The sequence below is a fragment of the Psychrobacter cibarius genome, from assembly GCA_030686115.1.
Classification (GTDB): domain Bacteria; phylum Pseudomonadota; class Gammaproteobacteria; order Pseudomonadales; family Moraxellaceae; genus Psychrobacter; species Psychrobacter cibarius_C.
Genome location: CP131612.1, coordinates 1,390,913 through 1,408,734 on the forward strand (window position 1 = coordinate 1,390,913; position 17,822 = coordinate 1,408,734).

13 protein-coding genes are annotated in these 17,822 nt (G+C 44.1%); 7 read left to right on the forward strand and 6 right to left on the reverse strand.

Going from position 1 to position 17,822, the window contains the following annotated elements:
* The first annotated feature begins 411 nt into the window (after window positions 1–411).
* The 3 genes from Q6344_05880 to Q6344_05890 all read left to right on the forward strand — a co-directional run bounded on the left by Q6344_05880 (window position 412) and on the right by Q6344_05890 (window position 4,385).
* The gene (locus Q6344_05880; protein ID WLG14864.1) at window positions 412–1,881 is read left to right on the forward strand and encodes a cytochrome c; all 1,470 of its coding nucleotides are present in this window, start codon (window positions 412–414) and stop codon (window positions 1,879–1,881) included.
* A gap of 165 nt (window positions 1,882–2,046) precedes the next feature.
* Window positions 2,047–3,648 carry a flavin monoamine oxidase family protein gene (locus tag Q6344_05885; GenBank protein WLG14865.1) on the forward strand — a complete coding sequence of 534 codons (1,602 nt, stop codon included), beginning with the start codon at window positions 2,047–2,049 and terminating at the stop codon, window positions 3,646–3,648.
* A gap of 104 nt (window positions 3,649–3,752) precedes the next feature.
* Window positions 3,753–4,385, forward strand: a complete 633-nt coding sequence (locus Q6344_05890) for a cytochrome c (GenBank protein WLG15154.1) — start codon at window positions 3,753–3,755, stop codon at window positions 4,383–4,385.
* A 143-nt stretch (window positions 4,386–4,528) separates the two neighbouring features.
* Here the strand turns inward: Q6344_05890 and Q6344_05895 are convergent, their stop codons facing one another.
* The 4 genes from Q6344_05895 to tolQ form a co-directional block, all read right to left on the reverse strand.
* Window positions 4,529–5,830, reverse strand: coding sequence for a translocation protein TolB (locus tag Q6344_05895; GenBank protein ID WLG14866.1), 1,302 nt, complete (start codon window positions 5,828–5,830; stop codon window positions 4,529–4,531).
* Between the two features lie 74 nt (window positions 5,831–5,904).
* Entirely contained in the window at window positions 5,905–6,876 is a 972-nt protein-coding gene (locus Q6344_05900) for a cell envelope integrity protein TolA (GenBank protein ID WLG14867.1), read from the reverse strand.
* Window positions 6,877–6,951: 75 nt separating this feature from the next.
* Window positions 6,952–7,410 (reverse strand): protein TolR, encoded by a 459-nt coding sequence (gene tolR, locus Q6344_05905; GenBank protein ID WLG14868.1) that lies wholly within the window; start codon window positions 7,408–7,410, stop codon window positions 6,952–6,954.
* A 4-nt stretch (window positions 7,411–7,414) separates the two neighbouring features.
* On the reverse strand, window positions 7,415–8,155 hold the full coding sequence (gene tolQ / locus Q6344_05910) for a protein TolQ (GenBank protein ID WLG14869.1): 741 nt from the start codon (window positions 8,153–8,155) through the stop codon (window positions 7,415–7,417).
* Between the two features lie 445 nt (window positions 8,156–8,600).
* Here tolQ and Q6344_05915 point away from each other — a divergent pair, with 445 nt between their 5' ends.
* The 3 genes from Q6344_05915 (at window position 8,601) to Q6344_05925 (ending at window position 14,579) form a co-directional block, all read left to right on the forward strand.
* Window positions 8,601–9,896 (forward strand): NCS2 family permease, encoded by a 1,296-nt coding sequence (locus tag Q6344_05915; GenBank protein WLG14870.1) that lies wholly within the window; start codon window positions 8,601–8,603, stop codon window positions 9,894–9,896.
* Window positions 9,897–10,620: 724 nt separating this feature from the next.
* Window positions 10,621–13,875, forward strand: coding sequence for a bifunctional proline dehydrogenase/L-glutamate gamma-semialdehyde dehydrogenase PutA (putA, locus tag Q6344_05920; GenBank protein WLG14871.1), 3,255 nt, complete (start codon window positions 10,621–10,623; stop codon window positions 13,873–13,875).
* 11 nt (window positions 13,876–13,886) lie between these two features.
* Window positions 13,887–14,579, forward strand: a complete 693-nt coding sequence (locus Q6344_05925) for a 1-pyrroline-5-carboxylate dehydrogenase (protein ID WLG14872.1) — start codon at window positions 13,887–13,889, stop codon at window positions 14,577–14,579.
* Between the two features lie 174 nt (window positions 14,580–14,753).
* Here the strand turns inward: Q6344_05925 and Q6344_05930 are convergent, their stop codons facing one another.
* Window positions 14,754–15,926, reverse strand: coding sequence for a cupin domain-containing protein (locus Q6344_05930; protein WLG14873.1), 1,173 nt, complete (start codon window positions 15,924–15,926; stop codon window positions 14,754–14,756).
* Between the two features lie 156 nt (window positions 15,927–16,082).
* On the opposite strand from Q6344_05930, the gene Q6344_05935 reads away from it, so the two are divergent.
* Window positions 16,083–16,277: an NF038104 family lipoprotein gene (locus Q6344_05935; protein ID WLG14874.1), complete on the forward strand. Its 195-nt coding sequence runs from the start codon at window positions 16,083–16,085 to the stop codon at window positions 16,275–16,277.
* Between the two features lie 124 nt (window positions 16,278–16,401).
* On the opposite strand, the gene purB is transcribed toward Q6344_05935, so the two are convergent.
* Entirely contained in the window at window positions 16,402–17,793 is a 1,392-nt protein-coding gene (gene purB, locus Q6344_05940) for an adenylosuccinate lyase (protein ID WLG14875.1), read from the reverse strand.
* Between the last annotated feature and the right edge of the window lie 29 nt (window positions 17,794–17,822).

Consider the following 17,822-nt stretch of genomic DNA (forward strand, 5'->3'; position numbering starts at 1 on the left):
GCACCCAAAAAATTGGACTTTAGTTACTGATTTTAAAGGTATTATTTAAATGACCTATTATTATAATATAAAAAAATATATTACGTTATCAAAAACTGATAATGATAACGCAGTTCTTTACGTTTTGTAAAAATTTGAGACCAATACGTTACTCGCTAAGTAATAGTAGCGAAATAGTCTTACATTAGTAGAGTGAGTAGACATCATTTAGTAACTATGCTTATGAAATTACTTTTACCACGCTACTGTATTAAGCATTTACTGGATGATTTGCTACCTCATTTAATGGACTATCAATTGAGTATAACAAGTCATCACTCATTAAGGCTTGCTCAATATTAAATCTTTCATCTCAATCATTCATCCTAATAATAATTACAACACCCTAGGTGCCAGCTATATGAGGATATTATGAAGCCACTTTCTGTGATGTTATCGATGCTCGTCATCGGTATGACCTCCAGCGCTGCGATGGCTGAAGGCGCAAGCGTCGTCAATACCAGCCTAGCGAATGCTAGCCTGCCTAATGCCAGTTTACCTAATATTAGTCCAGCCAATAGCGAGCTTGTCAATCGCGGTGCTTACATTGCCCGTGCGGCCGATTGCATGGCATGTCATGGCGAAGATTATACTGGCGGTACAGCGATCGAAACGCCGATGGGAGATATCTACTCAACCAATATCACCCCGTCTAAACGTTATGGTATCGGTGATTATACCGAAACGGACCTAAAGAACGCGTTGCAAAAAGGTCGTACGCCAAGCCATATGCTTTACCCTGCCATGCCATATCCTTCTTATAGTGGCATGAAAGAAGAAGATATCAGTGCGTTGTTTGCTTATCTGCAAACCGTACCTGCTATCGATGAAGCACCGAAATATAAAACTGACCTGCCATTTCCCTTTAACATTCGCAGCTTAATGATTGGCTGGAATTTTCTTAATGTCCCGTCTACTGAAAACCGTGATGGTCTCACCGAGACGCAGCAACGTGGTGAATATATTGTCAATAACTTAGAGCACTGCGGCACTTGCCATACCCCGCGTAATAGCACCATGGGTTTCGATAAAAAAATGTATCTATCAGGTGCTCAGCTTGGTCATTGGCATGCACCAAATATCACGCCTGACGAGTCGAGCGGTATCGGTAGTTGGAGTGAACAAGATATCGTCACTTATCTGCGTACTGGTGAGCTTGACCAGCGTGCCTATGCAGGTGGTCCTATGGGTGAGGCGGTTGCACATAGTACGCGCTACTTAAAAAATGAAGATTTGAATGCCATTGCTGCTTATCTAAAAGCGGTGCCTGCTATCCAAACAGATGATAAGGTCGCAGCCGTTGATGTCTCGCGTTTACCAACACCCATTAGCGAATCTATCACTCACGATTTACTGGCGCAAAAAGATTATTTAGCCCAAGCCAAAGCACAGGTGAGTAATGGCAGCAATTCACCAGAATCGCTATATTTGGCAGCCTGTGGTAGCTGTCACGGCGTTGACGGTTATGGTCAGCCTGATGCGCGTTACGCTCCTATCGTTGGACTCAGCAGTATTCGCCGTGAGAAACCTGATGCGCTGGTCAATATGATCCTTCATGGGGTAGAAGGCGCGACTAACACATCACCTATCATGCCAGGGTTCTCAGATGAGCTAAATAGCGAGCAAATCGCTGGTATTACCAATTATGTGCGTGTGAATTTTGGTGGTCTCAACAGTAGTGAGGTGAGTGCTAGTGATGTTGACCGTATCGCAACGACAGGTACTGACAAGCCCTTCTTAATCAAATATGCGGGCTTACTGGCAGTAATCGGTATCATCGTGGCTATTATTATCATTGTGTTTATTATACGAGCCATCTTGCGGTCTAGGCGCCGTCGTTAATTCATTGATTCTATAAAGACGATCTACATATTTATTATAGGACAAGATCTACAGGCAACATGGTAAGGCACAACAGCTCGAAAAACAGACGTAGAACTAAGTCGAGCTGATTAATGATATATATGCCTACCGTCTTGCAGGAACGTCTACTTCAAGGACATTATTATGAAAGACATGCTTCAATCACCAACGCGGCGCCAACTGCTCTCGATGATTGGTAAAACCGCAGGCGCAACAGCGATGTATCAGGCGATGACGACATTAGGATTTGCGTCAGAGTCGAGTTTTAAAGAGACCATGGATCTTAAAGGTGCACCTCCGGGCGCTAGTATCGTCATTCTTGGTGCGGGTCTTGGCGGGCTGACCGCGGCTTATGAGTTACGTAAAGCAGGCTACGATGTCAAAGTACTTGAATATCAAAATCGTGGCGGCGGTCGTAGCTGGACATTGAACAGTGGGGACAAATATACCGAGCTTGGCGGCGAAGAAGTCACTTGTGATTTTGAAGAGGGCAATTATTTTAATGGTGGACCGTGGCGTCTGCCAAGCCATCATTATGCCGTCTTCCATTATTGCAAACAGTTTGGCGTTGAAATGCAGCCCTTTATTCAAACCAATGATCGTGCTTATCTGCATCGCAGTACTCATTTCGACGGCGTGCCGCAGCGTTTGGGTGATGTGAAAAACGATATCCAAGGTCATGTCGCGGAGCTGCTATCGAAATCAGTTAACGTCGGTGGTCTTGATCGCTCGGTCAATACTGAGGACAAAGAAAAGCTATTAGAAGGTTTAAAAGGCTGGGGGGTGCTAGATAAAGATTATCGTTATCGCGCCAGTAATGAAACCAGTAAACATCGCGGCTTTAGTGTGTTTCCGGGTGGTGGCTTGATGCCTGATGCGACGCCATCAAAACCTTTGCCGATTAGTGAGATACTAGATTCAGGTATGTGGGCAGATATTTATGGCAACCATATGACTTATGGTCATCAACCGACGATGTTTCAGCCAGTAGGTGGTATGGGGAAAATTGGGGATGCGTTCACCCGTGAATGCCGCGATATGATTGAGTTTAATGCAAAGGTCACTAAAATTCATCAAGATGACAGTGGCGTCACTGTCGATTATGTAGACAGCAACAGCCCAGATGGTGCCACCAAGACCATTCGTGCAGACTGGTGCGTGTGCAATATTCCATTAACTGTATTGACGCAGATGGATATCAATGTCTCAAAACCAATGAAGCAGGCGATGGCCGCCGTGCCTTATGAAACCTCTTATAAAGTTGGTCTAGAGTTCAACCGCCGCTTTTGGGAAGAGGATGAATGGATATTTGGTGGTCTGACTTATACCGACATGCCCATTGCTCAGATTGCTTACCCGTCACAAAATATGTTTAAAGATGGTACGGGCGTGCTACTCGGTGCGTATGGTTATGGTCCGACGTCTTATAAGTTTAATAGCTTAACGCCGCAAGAGCGTATTAATGTTGCGCTTGCTTATGGTAAATACATCCATCCTCAGTATCCAAAAGAATTCCGTGCAGGGACATCAGTTGTCTGGCACCGCATCCCATGGACGCTCGGCTGTTACGGTATTTGGAATGAGTCGACCCGTCGTCAGCATTACGATACCTTGTGCAGTATTGATAATCGTATTGTGCTGGCGGGCGAGCATTGCTCACATATTCCGGCATGGCAAGAAGGCGCTATTTTATCTGGTATGGATGCCGCAAAGCGCCTACATAAAAAAGCAAAAATGCTTGTTTAATAACGCTTGGGTTATATAAATAACTATAAGATTCAGAGGCTATCATGGACAATGCAATTGTGAAGAAGGCAATCGTGGAGAAAGCAATCTTGAAGAAAAAAGTCATGAAAAAAATGACACTCAAACTGCTGACGGTGATGCTGCTGAGTGGGATCAGCAGTGCAGCACTGTTGGGCTGTAGTCAACGGTCAGATGATGAAGTGACGGTTTCCAGTGTACAAGATCAGGATTCCTTGACAACCAATGACTATCAAGCAAGCCGAAATACGGGTGCATGGGGCGGCGTTTATATGAGCCGTGAAGAGCTTACTGCACCTGCTATCAATATTGTCGACGACAGCTCATTGCCCAATATGGAAGACGACCCAAGTATTACTGAATGGGACGCAAAGTTTGAAGGCACAAATGGCTTTGTAACGACAGATGGCAAAAAGCTGTATCACGACTCTTGTGCGGCTTGTCACATGCACAAAGGCGAGGGTGCTTACGGTGCAGGCTATTATCCGCCACTGGCGAATAACAGTAAGATGCAATCAAAGTATTACATCATCGATATCTTGATTAATGGCTTTCGTGGTATGCCCTCATTCCATGGGATGATGAACGATGCGCAGATGGCGGCGGTTACTCAATATGTGGTCAGTGACTTAAATGGTTTTACCGATACCGTGACTGCTGAAGATGTGGCAAAACTGCGGCATCCAAATCCATCAGCGGGTGATCCGAGTGATGATTAATCGTGTTTACTATTTTAGTCAATAATTGTCCAATATATCCTAGTAGCAAAATGATTTAACCGTGCTTCGCAATATAAAAAAGCGCCTAATTATTTATTAGGCGCTTTTTTATGAGCAAGACTTTATGGATTAAGAAAGAGGATTTATTTAGGACTAGATGACCAGACTGGTGAGCGAATCGTGCCTTGACCAGACTTACCAAACGACTCGCCACCATTCAATGATTTGATGGTTAATACGCCTTTGCCACCTTGCTTTGAGGCGTAAACAACACGCTTACCATTAGGCGAAAAGCTTGGCGCTTCATCGATACCGGTATTGCCCAAGTTAGTAGTGACCGTGCCGCCGCTATTCATGATCGCCGCTGAGCGACCACTTAAAAATGCAATTTGTGAGCCATCGTTACTAAATTGCGGGCTAGTGGCATAACCGCTACTTGATACCTTAGTAGTACGTCCTGAACCAAACTCATAACGATAAATCTGTGGTTTGTTAAATCCAGTTTTGTCTGATACAAAAACAAAGGATTTGCCATCAGGCGCATAACTTGGTTGCACTTCGCTGCTTGGCCAATTGATAAGCCTTCTAGGTTGACCACCACTGGCACTCATCTCATAAATATCGGCACTGCCTTCAAAGCTGCTAGAAAATAATATCTTGCTGCCATCAGGTGAAAATGATGGACTGAGGTTGCTGCCAGGGAAGGGCGTTAACGGGGTTGCACCGCCACCGCTCACACTTTGTACATAAATAACGGGATAAGATTTATCACGTTGTACGGAATAAGCAATGCGATTGCCATCTGGCGACCATGTTGGTGAAAAGATAGAACCGGTTACTTCAGTAATGGTTTTGGCATTTTCGCCATCGGCATCCATCACTTTTAAACGTGAGACTTTTTCTTTACCAGCACCAATCTCTTCAATATAAGCAATACGCCCTGAAAAGTCACCTGGCGTACCAGTAATTAGCTCATATACTTTATCAGCGATGACGTGACCAGCATAGCGCATGCTTTCTTTATTATTGTCAGCCGTTAAGCTTTGTTTGCCTTCGATTACTCTACCAGATTTAACGTCAATCACTTCGTAATCGGTTACTATTTTACCGCGATTGCTGCGGGTGCTGCCGACCACTAGATAAGGAATCCCCATGCTTTGCCATACTGGCAATGTGCCTGCCAGCTCGCTGCTACTGCGCGGCTGCTGTGGTAGATCCTTGCTAGTCACTTTTAGCTCTGTTTTGCTTAAATCATTTAGAATAATCGGCGATAATACAGAATCACCAGCAAATGGCACAAACGCGACTTGGTTTTGTTGAACGGGAATTTCGAAACTATCCTGTAGTACGACTATTTCTTTGGCAAACAAACTAGTAGAAGCAAGTAAACATGATGCGCTAATACACAGAGTTGTCAGCTTTTTTTTGTAAATATAATTGTACAATTTATTCTCCTAAAATTAATAAAGAATCTTGATACTTTTAAAATTTAAGAAATGAGATTTTTATATACTGAGTTTTATTTAGTTGTTCCAATATATTCTATGCTAAAAGTAGGGTATTTAGGATCGTCAGGACCAATGGGTAATTTTCTGGTAACCCTAGCTGCATCTTCTAGTGCTTTGTTATATTTTGGGTTACTTCCTGATGCATTGTAACCAGTTATAATACCACTGCTATCAACAGTAATAGTCAGAGTTGCTAAGACAGTTTGCCCCTTAGCTCCTTCTGGTGATATAAGATTCTTTTTGATTAGTGCTTTTATATCACTATCGCTAGCACCAGTAGAACCAGAGGTACTGCTACTACCACCATTAGATGTTGTTGAGTTGCCGTCTGCTTCTAGATCATATCTCTGACCTGCGCTACCAGAATCACCTGTATTAATCTTTAAATTTTTATCAGTCGCAGTCGGGCGTGTAATCTTTGGCGGGTTATTTTGTTTATTACGGAAATCGCCCAGCTGTTTTTGTTCTTCTATTAGCTGCTCTTTTTTGTTTTGCTCCACCTGACCATGCTCTTCTGTCACCGACTCATCTAATTGTGCTGCCCACTCTGCCATTCGACGTTCGTAGTCTTGGTTTTGCTCAAGTAAGCGTTGATGCTGCTCTTCACTCATCAGCATTGGTTGACTGGCAGGATCGTTAGAGCGCGTAAAGACAGGCACACGCTGCGAGTTTGGCTGACTGGCGCTATCGCTAAAACTTTCTGATGATGAGGTGCTCGATGCACTGCTTGTGCTAGTTTCAGCTTGCATCGCGCTAGCTGCCGCTGCACGATTGGCAAGGATTTGACCTTGCATTTCAGCCAATTGCTCAGGGGAGACCATGACCGTCTCAATACTTTCCACAGTGTCGGTTTTAGTATGTTGATAAGTATAAACGAGTATCCCAATCACGAGACCATGTGCCAGCACGCTAAGTAGCGTAGGCAATGTTAGCCCATTGCCTTCAGGTTGGGTCGGTACGTAAACGACAGGAGCATTATGCATGGTAAAGATACTCAAGGACGAGGTTCATCAAATTATCTACTTTATTATAGCAAGCTGAGCGAGGAATAGGATTTATTACAATGATGGTGTGGGCAAGGGTGCGCCTGTTAATAATCCCACCTTTTGAATGCCTGCTTGTTGTAAGGTGGCCATGAGTGTCATGATAGCGCCATATTGGTTGTTTTGATCGGCATTAATCATCACTTGTACGGGCTGAGCACCTACATTGCTGCTTTGGTTTTGCAGATTGGCGAGCGTATCAATCAGCTCTGTTTCACTAATCGGCAGGTCGACATTGTCTTCATAACTGATAAAAATATCGCCACTATCGGTCAAGGACACAATGACGGGTAGTTGGCTTTGGCTCATGGTATTGGTTTGCTCTTTTGGCAAGTCAACATCGACGCCCGTAATCAGCATGGGTGCTGTGACCATAAATATGACGAGCAGCACCAACATCACATCGATATAAGGAACGACATTCATCTCCGCATTTAGCGCTTTTTTTTCACGGCGATAGGGACTCTGTTTCATGATTTCATAGTCCTTGTGCCTGATTGGCTGTAGATGTCGTTTCTCTCGTAGCGATATTGTCTCTACCAACAGTGCTTTCTGCACTTGTCTCGCGCTGGAGCATGCCCGTCATTTCATCACAAAATAAAGCACGTGAATCGTACAAGCGACTAGATTTGGCGGTAAAGTGGTTATATGCCAGTACGGCAGGAATCGCTGCAAACAAGCCCATAGCGGTTGCGATTAGTGCTTCGGCAATACCAGGTGCGACAGAGGCGAGGGTTGCTTGTTCCGTTTGTGATAACCCTAAAAAGGCGTTCATGATGCCCCAAACCGTACCGAACAATCCAACATAAGGCGCGACTGAGCCAATGCTCGCTAGCGTGGTCAGTCCTGATTCTAATAGTTGCTGCTGACGTCCTAAACCGACTCGTAGCTTGCGCTCAACACCATCGATGATGTCATCTTTGGGTTGGCGCTTTTTATGCATTCTTAAGTATTCAGAAAATCCCACATAAAATATTTGCTCAAGTCCTTGGCGTTCAGGCGAGCCTTGTACGCCTTGGTAAAGCTTGGCTAAGTCTTCACCTGACCAAAACCAAGTTTCAAACTGTTGATCGAAATTTTTGGCCGTACCAAGCCGCGCGCTCATACGAAAGATAATTACCCAACTGACTAAAGACGCCAATAACAATAATGCCATCACAATCTGCACCAAGAGACTGGCTTGGGTAATAAGGTCGATAATATTTAATGATTCAGGCATGTATGGGACTCATGGGTAATTAATAATAGCTGGCATGGCGCGACACGCAGACCAGATAGGATCTTTAATAACGAAAATATAATATGACAGTCATGATGCATATTGCTATCAGCCGCCTAGTGTACTGCTAAATGTCGAAAAGGTCATTTGTTAAAGTGTTAAATACCAAATAATTAACAGCTGTTTGTAGAATTCATAGTATAAGGTTAATTTATATGCGGATGTCTGAAATATTGTCTGGCTGTTATGTCTCAATTGACTGAAAAGGTGGGTTTGTACCCATAAGGCACTGGTAATGATTGAATTTGTACCGCAACTTCTCTAAAATGTTGCACCTTGTTACCGCTGTCTTTTGATAATGACGTCGCCATCCATTGGCTGACGTCATATTTATTTTAGGCATCAATAAATTTGTTCTTTCACTAGCAAGCTGGGCGCGACACTTATGAATGCAATTGAACGCTATTTTGGGATTAATGGTGAAAACACCACAGTCAAAACGGAAATCCTTGCCGGTATAACCACCTTTTTGACCATGGCTTATATCATCTTTGTCAACCCCAACGTATTGGCGGAAGCTGGTATGGATAAAGGGGCGGTATTTGTTGCCACCTGTTTAGCAGCGGCAATAGGCTGCTTTATTATGGGTATTTATGCCAGACTGCCGGTGGCACTCGCACCAGGTATGGGTTTGAACGCCTTTTTTACCTACGGCGTTGTATTGGGTATGGGCTACGCTTGGCAAACTGCGCTAGGTGCTGTTTTCTTATCAGGCTGCTTGTTTATCATTTTGAGTTTATTTAAGATTCGCGAATGGGTTATCAACGCCATTCCAAACAGTCTTAAGCAAGGTATTGTGGCAGGTATTGGTGCTTTCTTAGCATTTATTGCGCTACAGAGCTCAGGTATCATTGTCGGTCGTGATGCGACATTGGTGATGCTAGGTGACATGACCTCATTTGCGCCTATGATGGCTGCTTTGGGTTTCTTTATTATTATTGGTTTGGTCTATAAAAAAGTCCCAGGTGCCGTGACGATTGGTATCTTGGTTATCACCGTGATTAGCTTGTTGACAGGCCATACACAGTTTGCTGGCATCATGTCTGCGCCGCCATCTATCACACCAACATTGATGGAGCTTGATATTGCCGGCGCGTTTGACGTTGGTATGATCAGCGTTATTTTTGCCTTCTTATTCGTCGATTTATTTGATACGACAGGTAGTTTGGTTGGTATTGCAAATAAAGCGGGTTTAATTGATAAAGACGGCAATATTCCTAATATGGACAAAGCGCTACTGGCGGATTCTACTGCTACGGTCGCTGGTGCAATGTTGGGTACGTCATCGACCACCAGTTATATTGAGAGTGCTTCTGGAGTGGCATCAGGTGGTCGTACAGGTCTGATGGCAGTGACGGTTGGCGTATTGTTTGTGCTGAGTATTTTCTTTGCACCATTGGCTGGTATGATTCCTGCTTACGCCACAGCTGGCGCGATTTTCTATGTGTCGGTACTGATGTTATTTACCCTAAAAGAAATCAACTGGGAAGATTTGACAGAGGCGGCTCCTGTAGCGGTTGTTCTGTTATTGACCCCGCTGACGTACTCTATCGCTGATGGTATTGCGCTTGGTTTTATCACCTTTACCGCGGTAAAACTGATGACCGGTAAATTCTCTGAAATTACGATCCCAGTTTGGGTATTGACCGTTATTTTGCTGACCAAGTTGGTGGTTTTATAAGTTTTACTAGGATGCGGTGAGCGTTCGATATTACTTTACTGTTTTTGAGTTTTGTTACGTTAAACTCCTCTTTATTCGGAAACGATAAAGGGGTTTTTTTTGATTTAAAATGGCTCAAATTTCCCTAAATTTATTCAAGTGTTTGATTTAATAAAACAATTAATCGTCAATAGTAAATAGAAAAGTATAACCAGTGCGTCATAAGGGATAAAGTGCCGTTAACTGATTGTTTTTTAGAAATATATTAATTTGTGAAAATAAGCAATATCGTTAGTTTGAAATTTTTTTTCATGATATTATAGCCGAGTTAAGCGCATCACCTCAATCAACGCCGTAGAGGTTTTTCTTACAGTGAATTAGCAGCACCCAAGATGGCAGATTTTTTTGCTAAAGCGATTATTTCGTTTTAATGTAGCGATATCTGATCATCACACTCCTTTCACTACAAACAAGAAGAAGGCACTAATGCCGCTTAGCTGTTCGTTGTTGCCTTTGTATTGTTAACGTAGCCCGTTTAACAGTCGAACGACCTACTTAACCGCTTCCAGCCTACGCTGGATTTTCTCGTTTTGTGATGGCGCCGTTTGGACTTTTGATTATTGTTATAAGTATCTATCGATAGCCATCATCTAAATGAATGATGGTGATGGCTAGTTATACCAGACGATCAGACTTCCTAAAGCACTATTTATGATGGTTTTTAAACGATAGTTATGGAGTTGTTATGAACCCAGTAGACCAGTTTACCCCGCAAGAGCCGATTTTTTTTAATCCTGTCGATTTGCTATCGCCAGATTATATTGCCCAGTCGGCAGAAACTCTGCACGCCCGTATTTCGCCGTTGTATAGCGTTGATGAAGAGCGCTGGTTGTCCAAATTATTGCCACTTGCTAAACCCAGCACAGAAGAACGTGACGCCGCTGCTGAGCAAACGCGCCAGCTGGTTGAGCATGTACGTAATGATGGCAAAGCGGTCAAGATGGTCGACTCGTTATTGCTTGAGTATAGTCTTGATACCCAAGAAGGTATCTTGCTGATGAGCTTGGCAGAAGCTTTGATTCGAGTGCCAGACAATTATACTGCTGATGCCTTGATTCATGACAAAATGAGTGTGGCTGATTGGAAAAAGCACATCAAAAATGACAACGGTTTTATGGTCAATGCCTCGACATGGGGAATGATGATGACAGGTCGTGTCGTCAGTATTGATAGTAGCACCACAGCATCAGGCTTTTTGGATCGCATGACTAAAAAGATGGGCGAGCCTGTTATTCGTAGTGCCATGCAAAAAGCCATGCGTATCATGGGTCATCAGTTTGTATTGGGCGAGACCATCGAGGACGCCAATAAAAATAGCCAACCTTATCGTAATAAAGGCTATACCTATTCGTTTGATATGCTCGGTGAAGCGGCTATTGCGCATAAAGACGCTGAAAAATACTTCAATGACTACCTGCATGCGATCAGAGCCACTGCCAGTATTAAAGTCAAAGAAGGCATGCCTAAGCCATCAGTATCTATCAAGCTGTCAGCATTGCACCCTCGCTATGAAGCCACGCAAGAAGCCCAAGTCATGGGTTTATTACGTCAACGCTGCTTGCTGCTCATCGAAGCGGCACGTGAAGTCAATGTGGATCTTAGTATCGATGCCGAAGAAGCCGACCGCCTTGAAATTTCTTTAAAACTGTTTGAGTCTTTGTACCGTGACAATTTGACGGCTGACTGGGATGGTCTTGGCTTGGTCGTGCAAGGTTACTCTAAGCGTGCCATCGCTATTTTGGTGTGGTTGGCACGGCTATCGACTGAGGTGGGAGATCGTATTCCAGTACGTCTGGTAAAGGGCGCCTATTGGGATACTGAGATCAAGCTTGCCCAGCAAAAAGGTCTGTCAGGCTATCCTGTCTGGACACGCAAAGAAGGCACGGATACTGCTTACCTTGCCTGTGCGCGTTTCTTATTGTCAGATCATCTGCGCGGCTTGATTTGGCCACAGTTTGCGACACACAATGCGCACACCCTAGCATCAATTATGACCATGAGTAAGCATAGAGACTTTGAGTTTCAGCGTCTACATGGTATGGGCGATGCGCTTTATGATCATATCTTACAAGCGTATAAAATTCCGGTACGTATCTATGCCCCAGTTGGCGCGCATAAAGACTTGCTGCCGTACTTGGTACGTCGCTTGCTCGAAAACGGTGCCAACAGCTCGTTTGTCCATCAGCTGCTAGACAAGTCTTATCCGATTGAGAAGCTAACAGTACATCCTTATGACAAGCTACTGGCTAATGCGACGTTACACAATCCAGAGATTCCGTTGCCGTTAGAGATTTATGGTGCGCGCCGTGCCAGTTTTGGTCCTAATATATTCGTAGAGTCACAATGGCTGCCCTTTAAATCTGCTATCGATAGCCATCTGCATAAAACTTGGTCAGCGACGTCAATCGTCAATGGCAAAGCAATTGATGAATATGAAGTAGAAGGCATAACGCATAAGCTTGAGACTCAAACCGTACGTGCACCTTGGAACCACGAAGTAAGTGCTGGTGAAGTCACTTATGCCAATGCTGAAATAGCTGGTCAAGCAATCGATGCCGCAGTGGCAGGGCAAAGTGTCTGGCAAGCAGTATCAGCTGCTAAGCGTGCTGAAATATTGCGTAAGATAGCTGATCTCTATGAAGAAAACTACGCTGAGCTAATGGCGCTATGCCAAATCGAAGCGGGCAAAACCCTTCAAGACGGTATTGATGAAATTAAAGAAGCGGTTGATTTCTGCCGTTTTTATGCCGATGAAGCAGAGCGTTTAGACGACGTCGTGCATGAATTTACCGATTTGGCTGGCAAGCAATCTCGTCAAGTTTATAAAGCACGTGGCACCTTTGTCTGTATTAGCCCATGGAACTTCCCATTGGCTATCTATACGGGTCAAATCGTAGCGGCGCTAGCAGCAGGTAATACGGTGGTGGCGAAACCTGCCGAACAAACCAGCTTGATTGCCCATTTTGGTGCTCAGCTAATGTACCAAGCAGGCGTACCAACACAAGCCTTACAGTTAGTGATCGGTGCTGGCGATGTTGGTGGTGCATTGACAGCGGCTGACAATATAGCAGGTGTGATATTTACGGGTTCAACCCAAACGGCTCAACGTATTAACCAAAGCTTAAATGATCATGCACAAGCCAGTGGTGAGCTACCTGTTTTTATCGCCGAAACTGGTGGTCAGAATGCTATGATTGTCGATTCAACGGCATTGCCAGAACAAGTGGTTAGAGACGCTGTCTTATCTGCATTTGGTTCAGCAGGTCAGCGTTGCTCAGCTTGTCGTATATTGTGCGTGCAAGAAGAAATGGCTGATAATTTAATTGAGCTATTACAAGGTAATATGGCTGAGCTATCGGTCGGCAATCCTTTATATGCTGCTACAGATGTGGGCCCAGTGATTGATGCGGATGCCAAACGTAGTCTTGAAGCGCATATCGAGCGTATGGACGCTGAGCCAACGGCGACTATCTTGGCACAGACGCCAATGAGTTCAAGCTCAGTTGTCAGTCAAGAACAGTCTACCTTTGTATTACCAACAGCGATCGAAGTGAAAAGTATCGACGTGATCGGTGGTGAGCATTTTGGTCCAATTTTGCACGTACTGCGTTATCAAGCACGTGATCTGAATAAGTTGATTGATGCCATCAACGCGACAGGCTTTGGCTTGACCCTAGGTATTCATAGCCGTATCGAAAATACCGTTGAGCACATCGAGCGCCGTGCGTTTGTAGGTAATACTTATATCAACCGCAACCAAATCGGTGCCGTCGTAAACGTACAACCATTCGGTGGTTGTGGTCTGTCTGGTACGGGTCCTAAAGCTGGTGGCCCGCATTATGTCGCACGTTTGATGCAGCTTAGCTCAGAGTCAAATAGCGGAAACCAGACAACTGCTAATACTACTACCCAAACCACCACTCAAACAGAACTCGCATAAGGAGTAGCAACATGGCGACTGAATTCAAAAAAAATCATGCCCAGGTTTGTGAATCTTGGCGATTACTTGGCGCAGTGAATCGCGCAACATATCTGCAAGCGGCTATTCCAAAATTGGCGCTGCTGACTGGTGACGCCAATAAAGCAAAGCGTTTGTTCAATCATCTATTGAGCGCCGCGCCTAGCTTGGATGAGGTGCATCGCATGACTGGTGCAACTGGTGAGTCCAACGATCTATATGTCACTGGTCGTGGTAAGACCATGGTTATTGGTGGTGAATCTGCTAGAGCCATGGCAGTATTAGGACAGCTGGTAGCCGCACTATTGACAGGTAATGAAGTCATCCTGCATTGCCCAAGCCAAGATGAGATGTGCAATGAAGCTGCCAAGATACTATACGATACAGGTATCAGCGAAGATGTATTGAGTGTGGCGAATGACTCGCAAACCGTCACGCTTTTATATATCGATCGTCTGGCACAGGTTGCAGTCTCTGGTAATCGAAGCGAAGTGCAGACCATCAGTCAAGAGCTTGCCAATACAGACGGTATCTTAACGCAAGTCATCAGCGTCACTGATATGGAAGGCTTGTCAGAGATGCTAACGCCTGATTATTTGCATCGTTTTGTCACTGAGCGTGTCAAAACAATCAATACCACAGCGATCGGTGGTAATGCTAGCTTGCTTGAACTTGGTACAGAATAACTGTATTAATTACAAACCCGCTTCGCTCTTATATCCGTTTTGATAAGTGCGAAGCAGTGTTTGGTATAGCTATAAATACCGAGTAGGATGTATAAGAAAAAACCGCTATCTGAGTAATTGTCAGATAGCGGTTTTTTTATTTGCGTTATTTGATTAATGTCTGATTAATAGATATTATTCAGCAATATCAATCCACACCCAGCCGTTCTCTAGCCATTCGCTCAAATCATCTGCATCAACATCGGTGACATCTTGACTATTTAGGTGTTCGCCATTAGCCAAACGCACCAATACCGCTACTGCTGTATCATCAAGCCCGTCAATGCGCTGACCATTGGCATATAGCACAATGCCATCATTAGTCTGGCTATAGAGCAAACGATTGCTATAATCCGCTTGCAAGGTGGCACCTTCTGCTAGAGCTTGCATGAGCTCATCGGTATCTAATGTATCCTCTGGCATCAGCGCATCATACTGGCGTTTGCTGACGACTTCAGAAACTGCTTGACGAATGATATCATCACCACGCTCAGACTGTAGCATTTGTAATAGCTGATCTTTGATCGCATTGATGCTGCTTGCTTGCAATTCACCTGATGCTTGCAGCGCTTGTGGCAACAGCATTGGGATAAATAAATCGCTGTCGTTGGTGGCAATATCAGCCAAGCTGTCGATGATTTGCATCAAGTTAGGACGACGGCAGCCAAATGAAAAGGTTAAGCAATCGTCTTGTGCCACACCAAAATGCGACAGCTTCGGCGGTACGTAAAGCACGTCACCGGCTTCTAATATTTCATCAAAAATAATCTCACCCATGTCATCAAAGAGGCGAATCGGCTCATCGGCGACGAACTCAGTATCTTTATCACAGAATTTGCCCAGTTGCCAACGTCTAGTGCCGTAGCCTTGTGCTAAAAACACATCATAATCATCATAGTGTTTGCCGACTGAACCAGCTTTTGGCGCATAAGAAACCATGATGTCATCACGTTGCCATTGTGGAATAAAGTCAAAGGCTTGCCACAATTGACCAAGCTCAGGTGACCACTGTTCCATATTCTGCACCAGTACGGTCCATTGCTCAGGTAAGTTATCGAAATCAGTTTCAGTCAATGGGCTTTTTTTAAGTTGCCACTGCGCCTGACCTTCTTTTTTACTTGCTGCTTGAGTCAGCAGGCGCGCTGCGGCATCTTCTTCTAGGGCTAGACCGAGCATGTCGTCAGGTTCAAACATGCCAATTAGCTGTGGTAAGCCTTGTTTAATTAAGAGTGGCTTTTTTTGCCAGTATTCGCTTAAAAATTGCTCAGGCGTGATAGAGTCGGGTAAACAAAGCGGTATAGAAGTCATGGGTAGATCCGTGTGTTTAAGTAGAAAGGATATCAAGGTAGACAGAATATAAAACTAGAACAGTGCTTTATAGCTGACGTGTATTGGTTTATGATTAGCGTCTAGCTGATGGTCAAAATATAGCCATCAGTGCCTCTCATTATCCGTAGGAAATTTATGAAAAAATTACAGTTTATCGTCATCATCGCCAGTATGTTTATGCTGCAAGCTTGTGTGCATAAAATCGTCACTGTACCTGTAAAAGTCGCCTACAAAACCACTAAAGGCGTCGTTAAAGGTACTGTTGCTGTTACCAAAGCGATTATACCGGGTGATAGCAGTGATAAAAAAGATGAAGACGATAAAGAATAAAACCTCACCCATTAACTATGTATTTAAAAAATCATAGTGTTTAGAGTAAGGTTTTTTTAAAAAGATATAAATGAATGCTCGTTTATATCTTTTTTACATTTTATAAAGATAAGATTGTTACCAGCTAAATCTTAGCAATCCACTCTTTAATCGTGCGCGCTTGCTCCGCCGCATTACCGATATAAGTGGCAGGCGTCATCTCACGTAGGCGCGCTTTATCCGCATCGCTCACCGCAGATAGCTCATCACTTTCAACGAATGTCAGCATGGCTTCACGAGTCATGGCGTTACCACGAGTCAAGGCTTTTAGTTTCTCGTACGGGTTTTCAACACGGTAGCGGCGCATGACGGTTTGAATCGGCTCTGCCAATACTTCTTGTGCATTATCCAAATCGTCATTTAAGCGCTGGGCATTCAATTCAAGTTTGCTGACACCTTTTAAACAAGCATCATAAGCAATCATGCTTTGTGCCAGACCAACACCGATATTACGAAGTACGGTAGAGTCTGATAAATCACGCTGCATACGCGAAATAGGCAGTTTTTCACCCAAATGAGCCAGCATCGCGTTCGCAACGCCCAAGTTACCTTCAGAGTTTTCAAAATCAATCGGATTTACTTTATGCGGCATGGTAGAAGAACCAACTTCGCCATCTTTTAGGCGCTGTTTAAAATAGCCTAAGCTAATGTATTGCCAAATATCACGGTTAAAATCGATTAGGATGGTGTTAAAACGTTTGACTGCATCAAATAGCTCAGCGATATAATCATGCGGCTCAATTTGCGTGGTATAAGGGTTAAAAGTCAGCTCAAGACTTTCATCAATGAAGCGTTCTGCATGTGTTTGCCAATCAACGTCAGGATATGAGGCGTAATGAGCGTTATAGTTACCAACCGCGCCATTGATTTTACCTAATAGCTCTACTTGACCGACTTGCTTAATTTGACGGGCTAGGCGATAAGCGACGTTTGCCATTTCTTTGCCTAGCGTTGTTGGGCTAGCGGTTTGACCATGGGTGCGTGATAGCATCGGTTGGTCGGCGTGAGTAATCGCCAAATCAACGATGCTATCAATCAATTGCTGCATTTTCGCAACCACAATCTCGCGGCTGTCTTTTAGCATTAACGCATAAGACAAGTTGTTGATATCTTCACTGGTACACGCAAAATGAATAAATTCTAATGAATCCTCAAGCGCTGCCTGACCACGGAACTTGTCTTTGATGAAGTACTCAACGGCTTTTACATCATGATTGGTCGTCGCCTCGATGTCTTTGATGGCTTGGGCATCTGCTTCACTAAAGTCATCAACGATGCTGTTTAAAAAGGCATTGGTATCGGTATCAAATGCTGCCAATTCACCAATCGCATTGTTATCTGCCAATGACTGTAACCAGCGAATCTCGACAGTGACGCGGGCTTTAATGAGACCAAATTCTGATAAATAAGGACGCAAGCTGTCAGCTTTAGAGGCGTAACGACCATCGATTGGGGAGAGTGCGGTAAGTAAGTTCATAATAATGCCTTTAAATTAAAAAAGTAAAA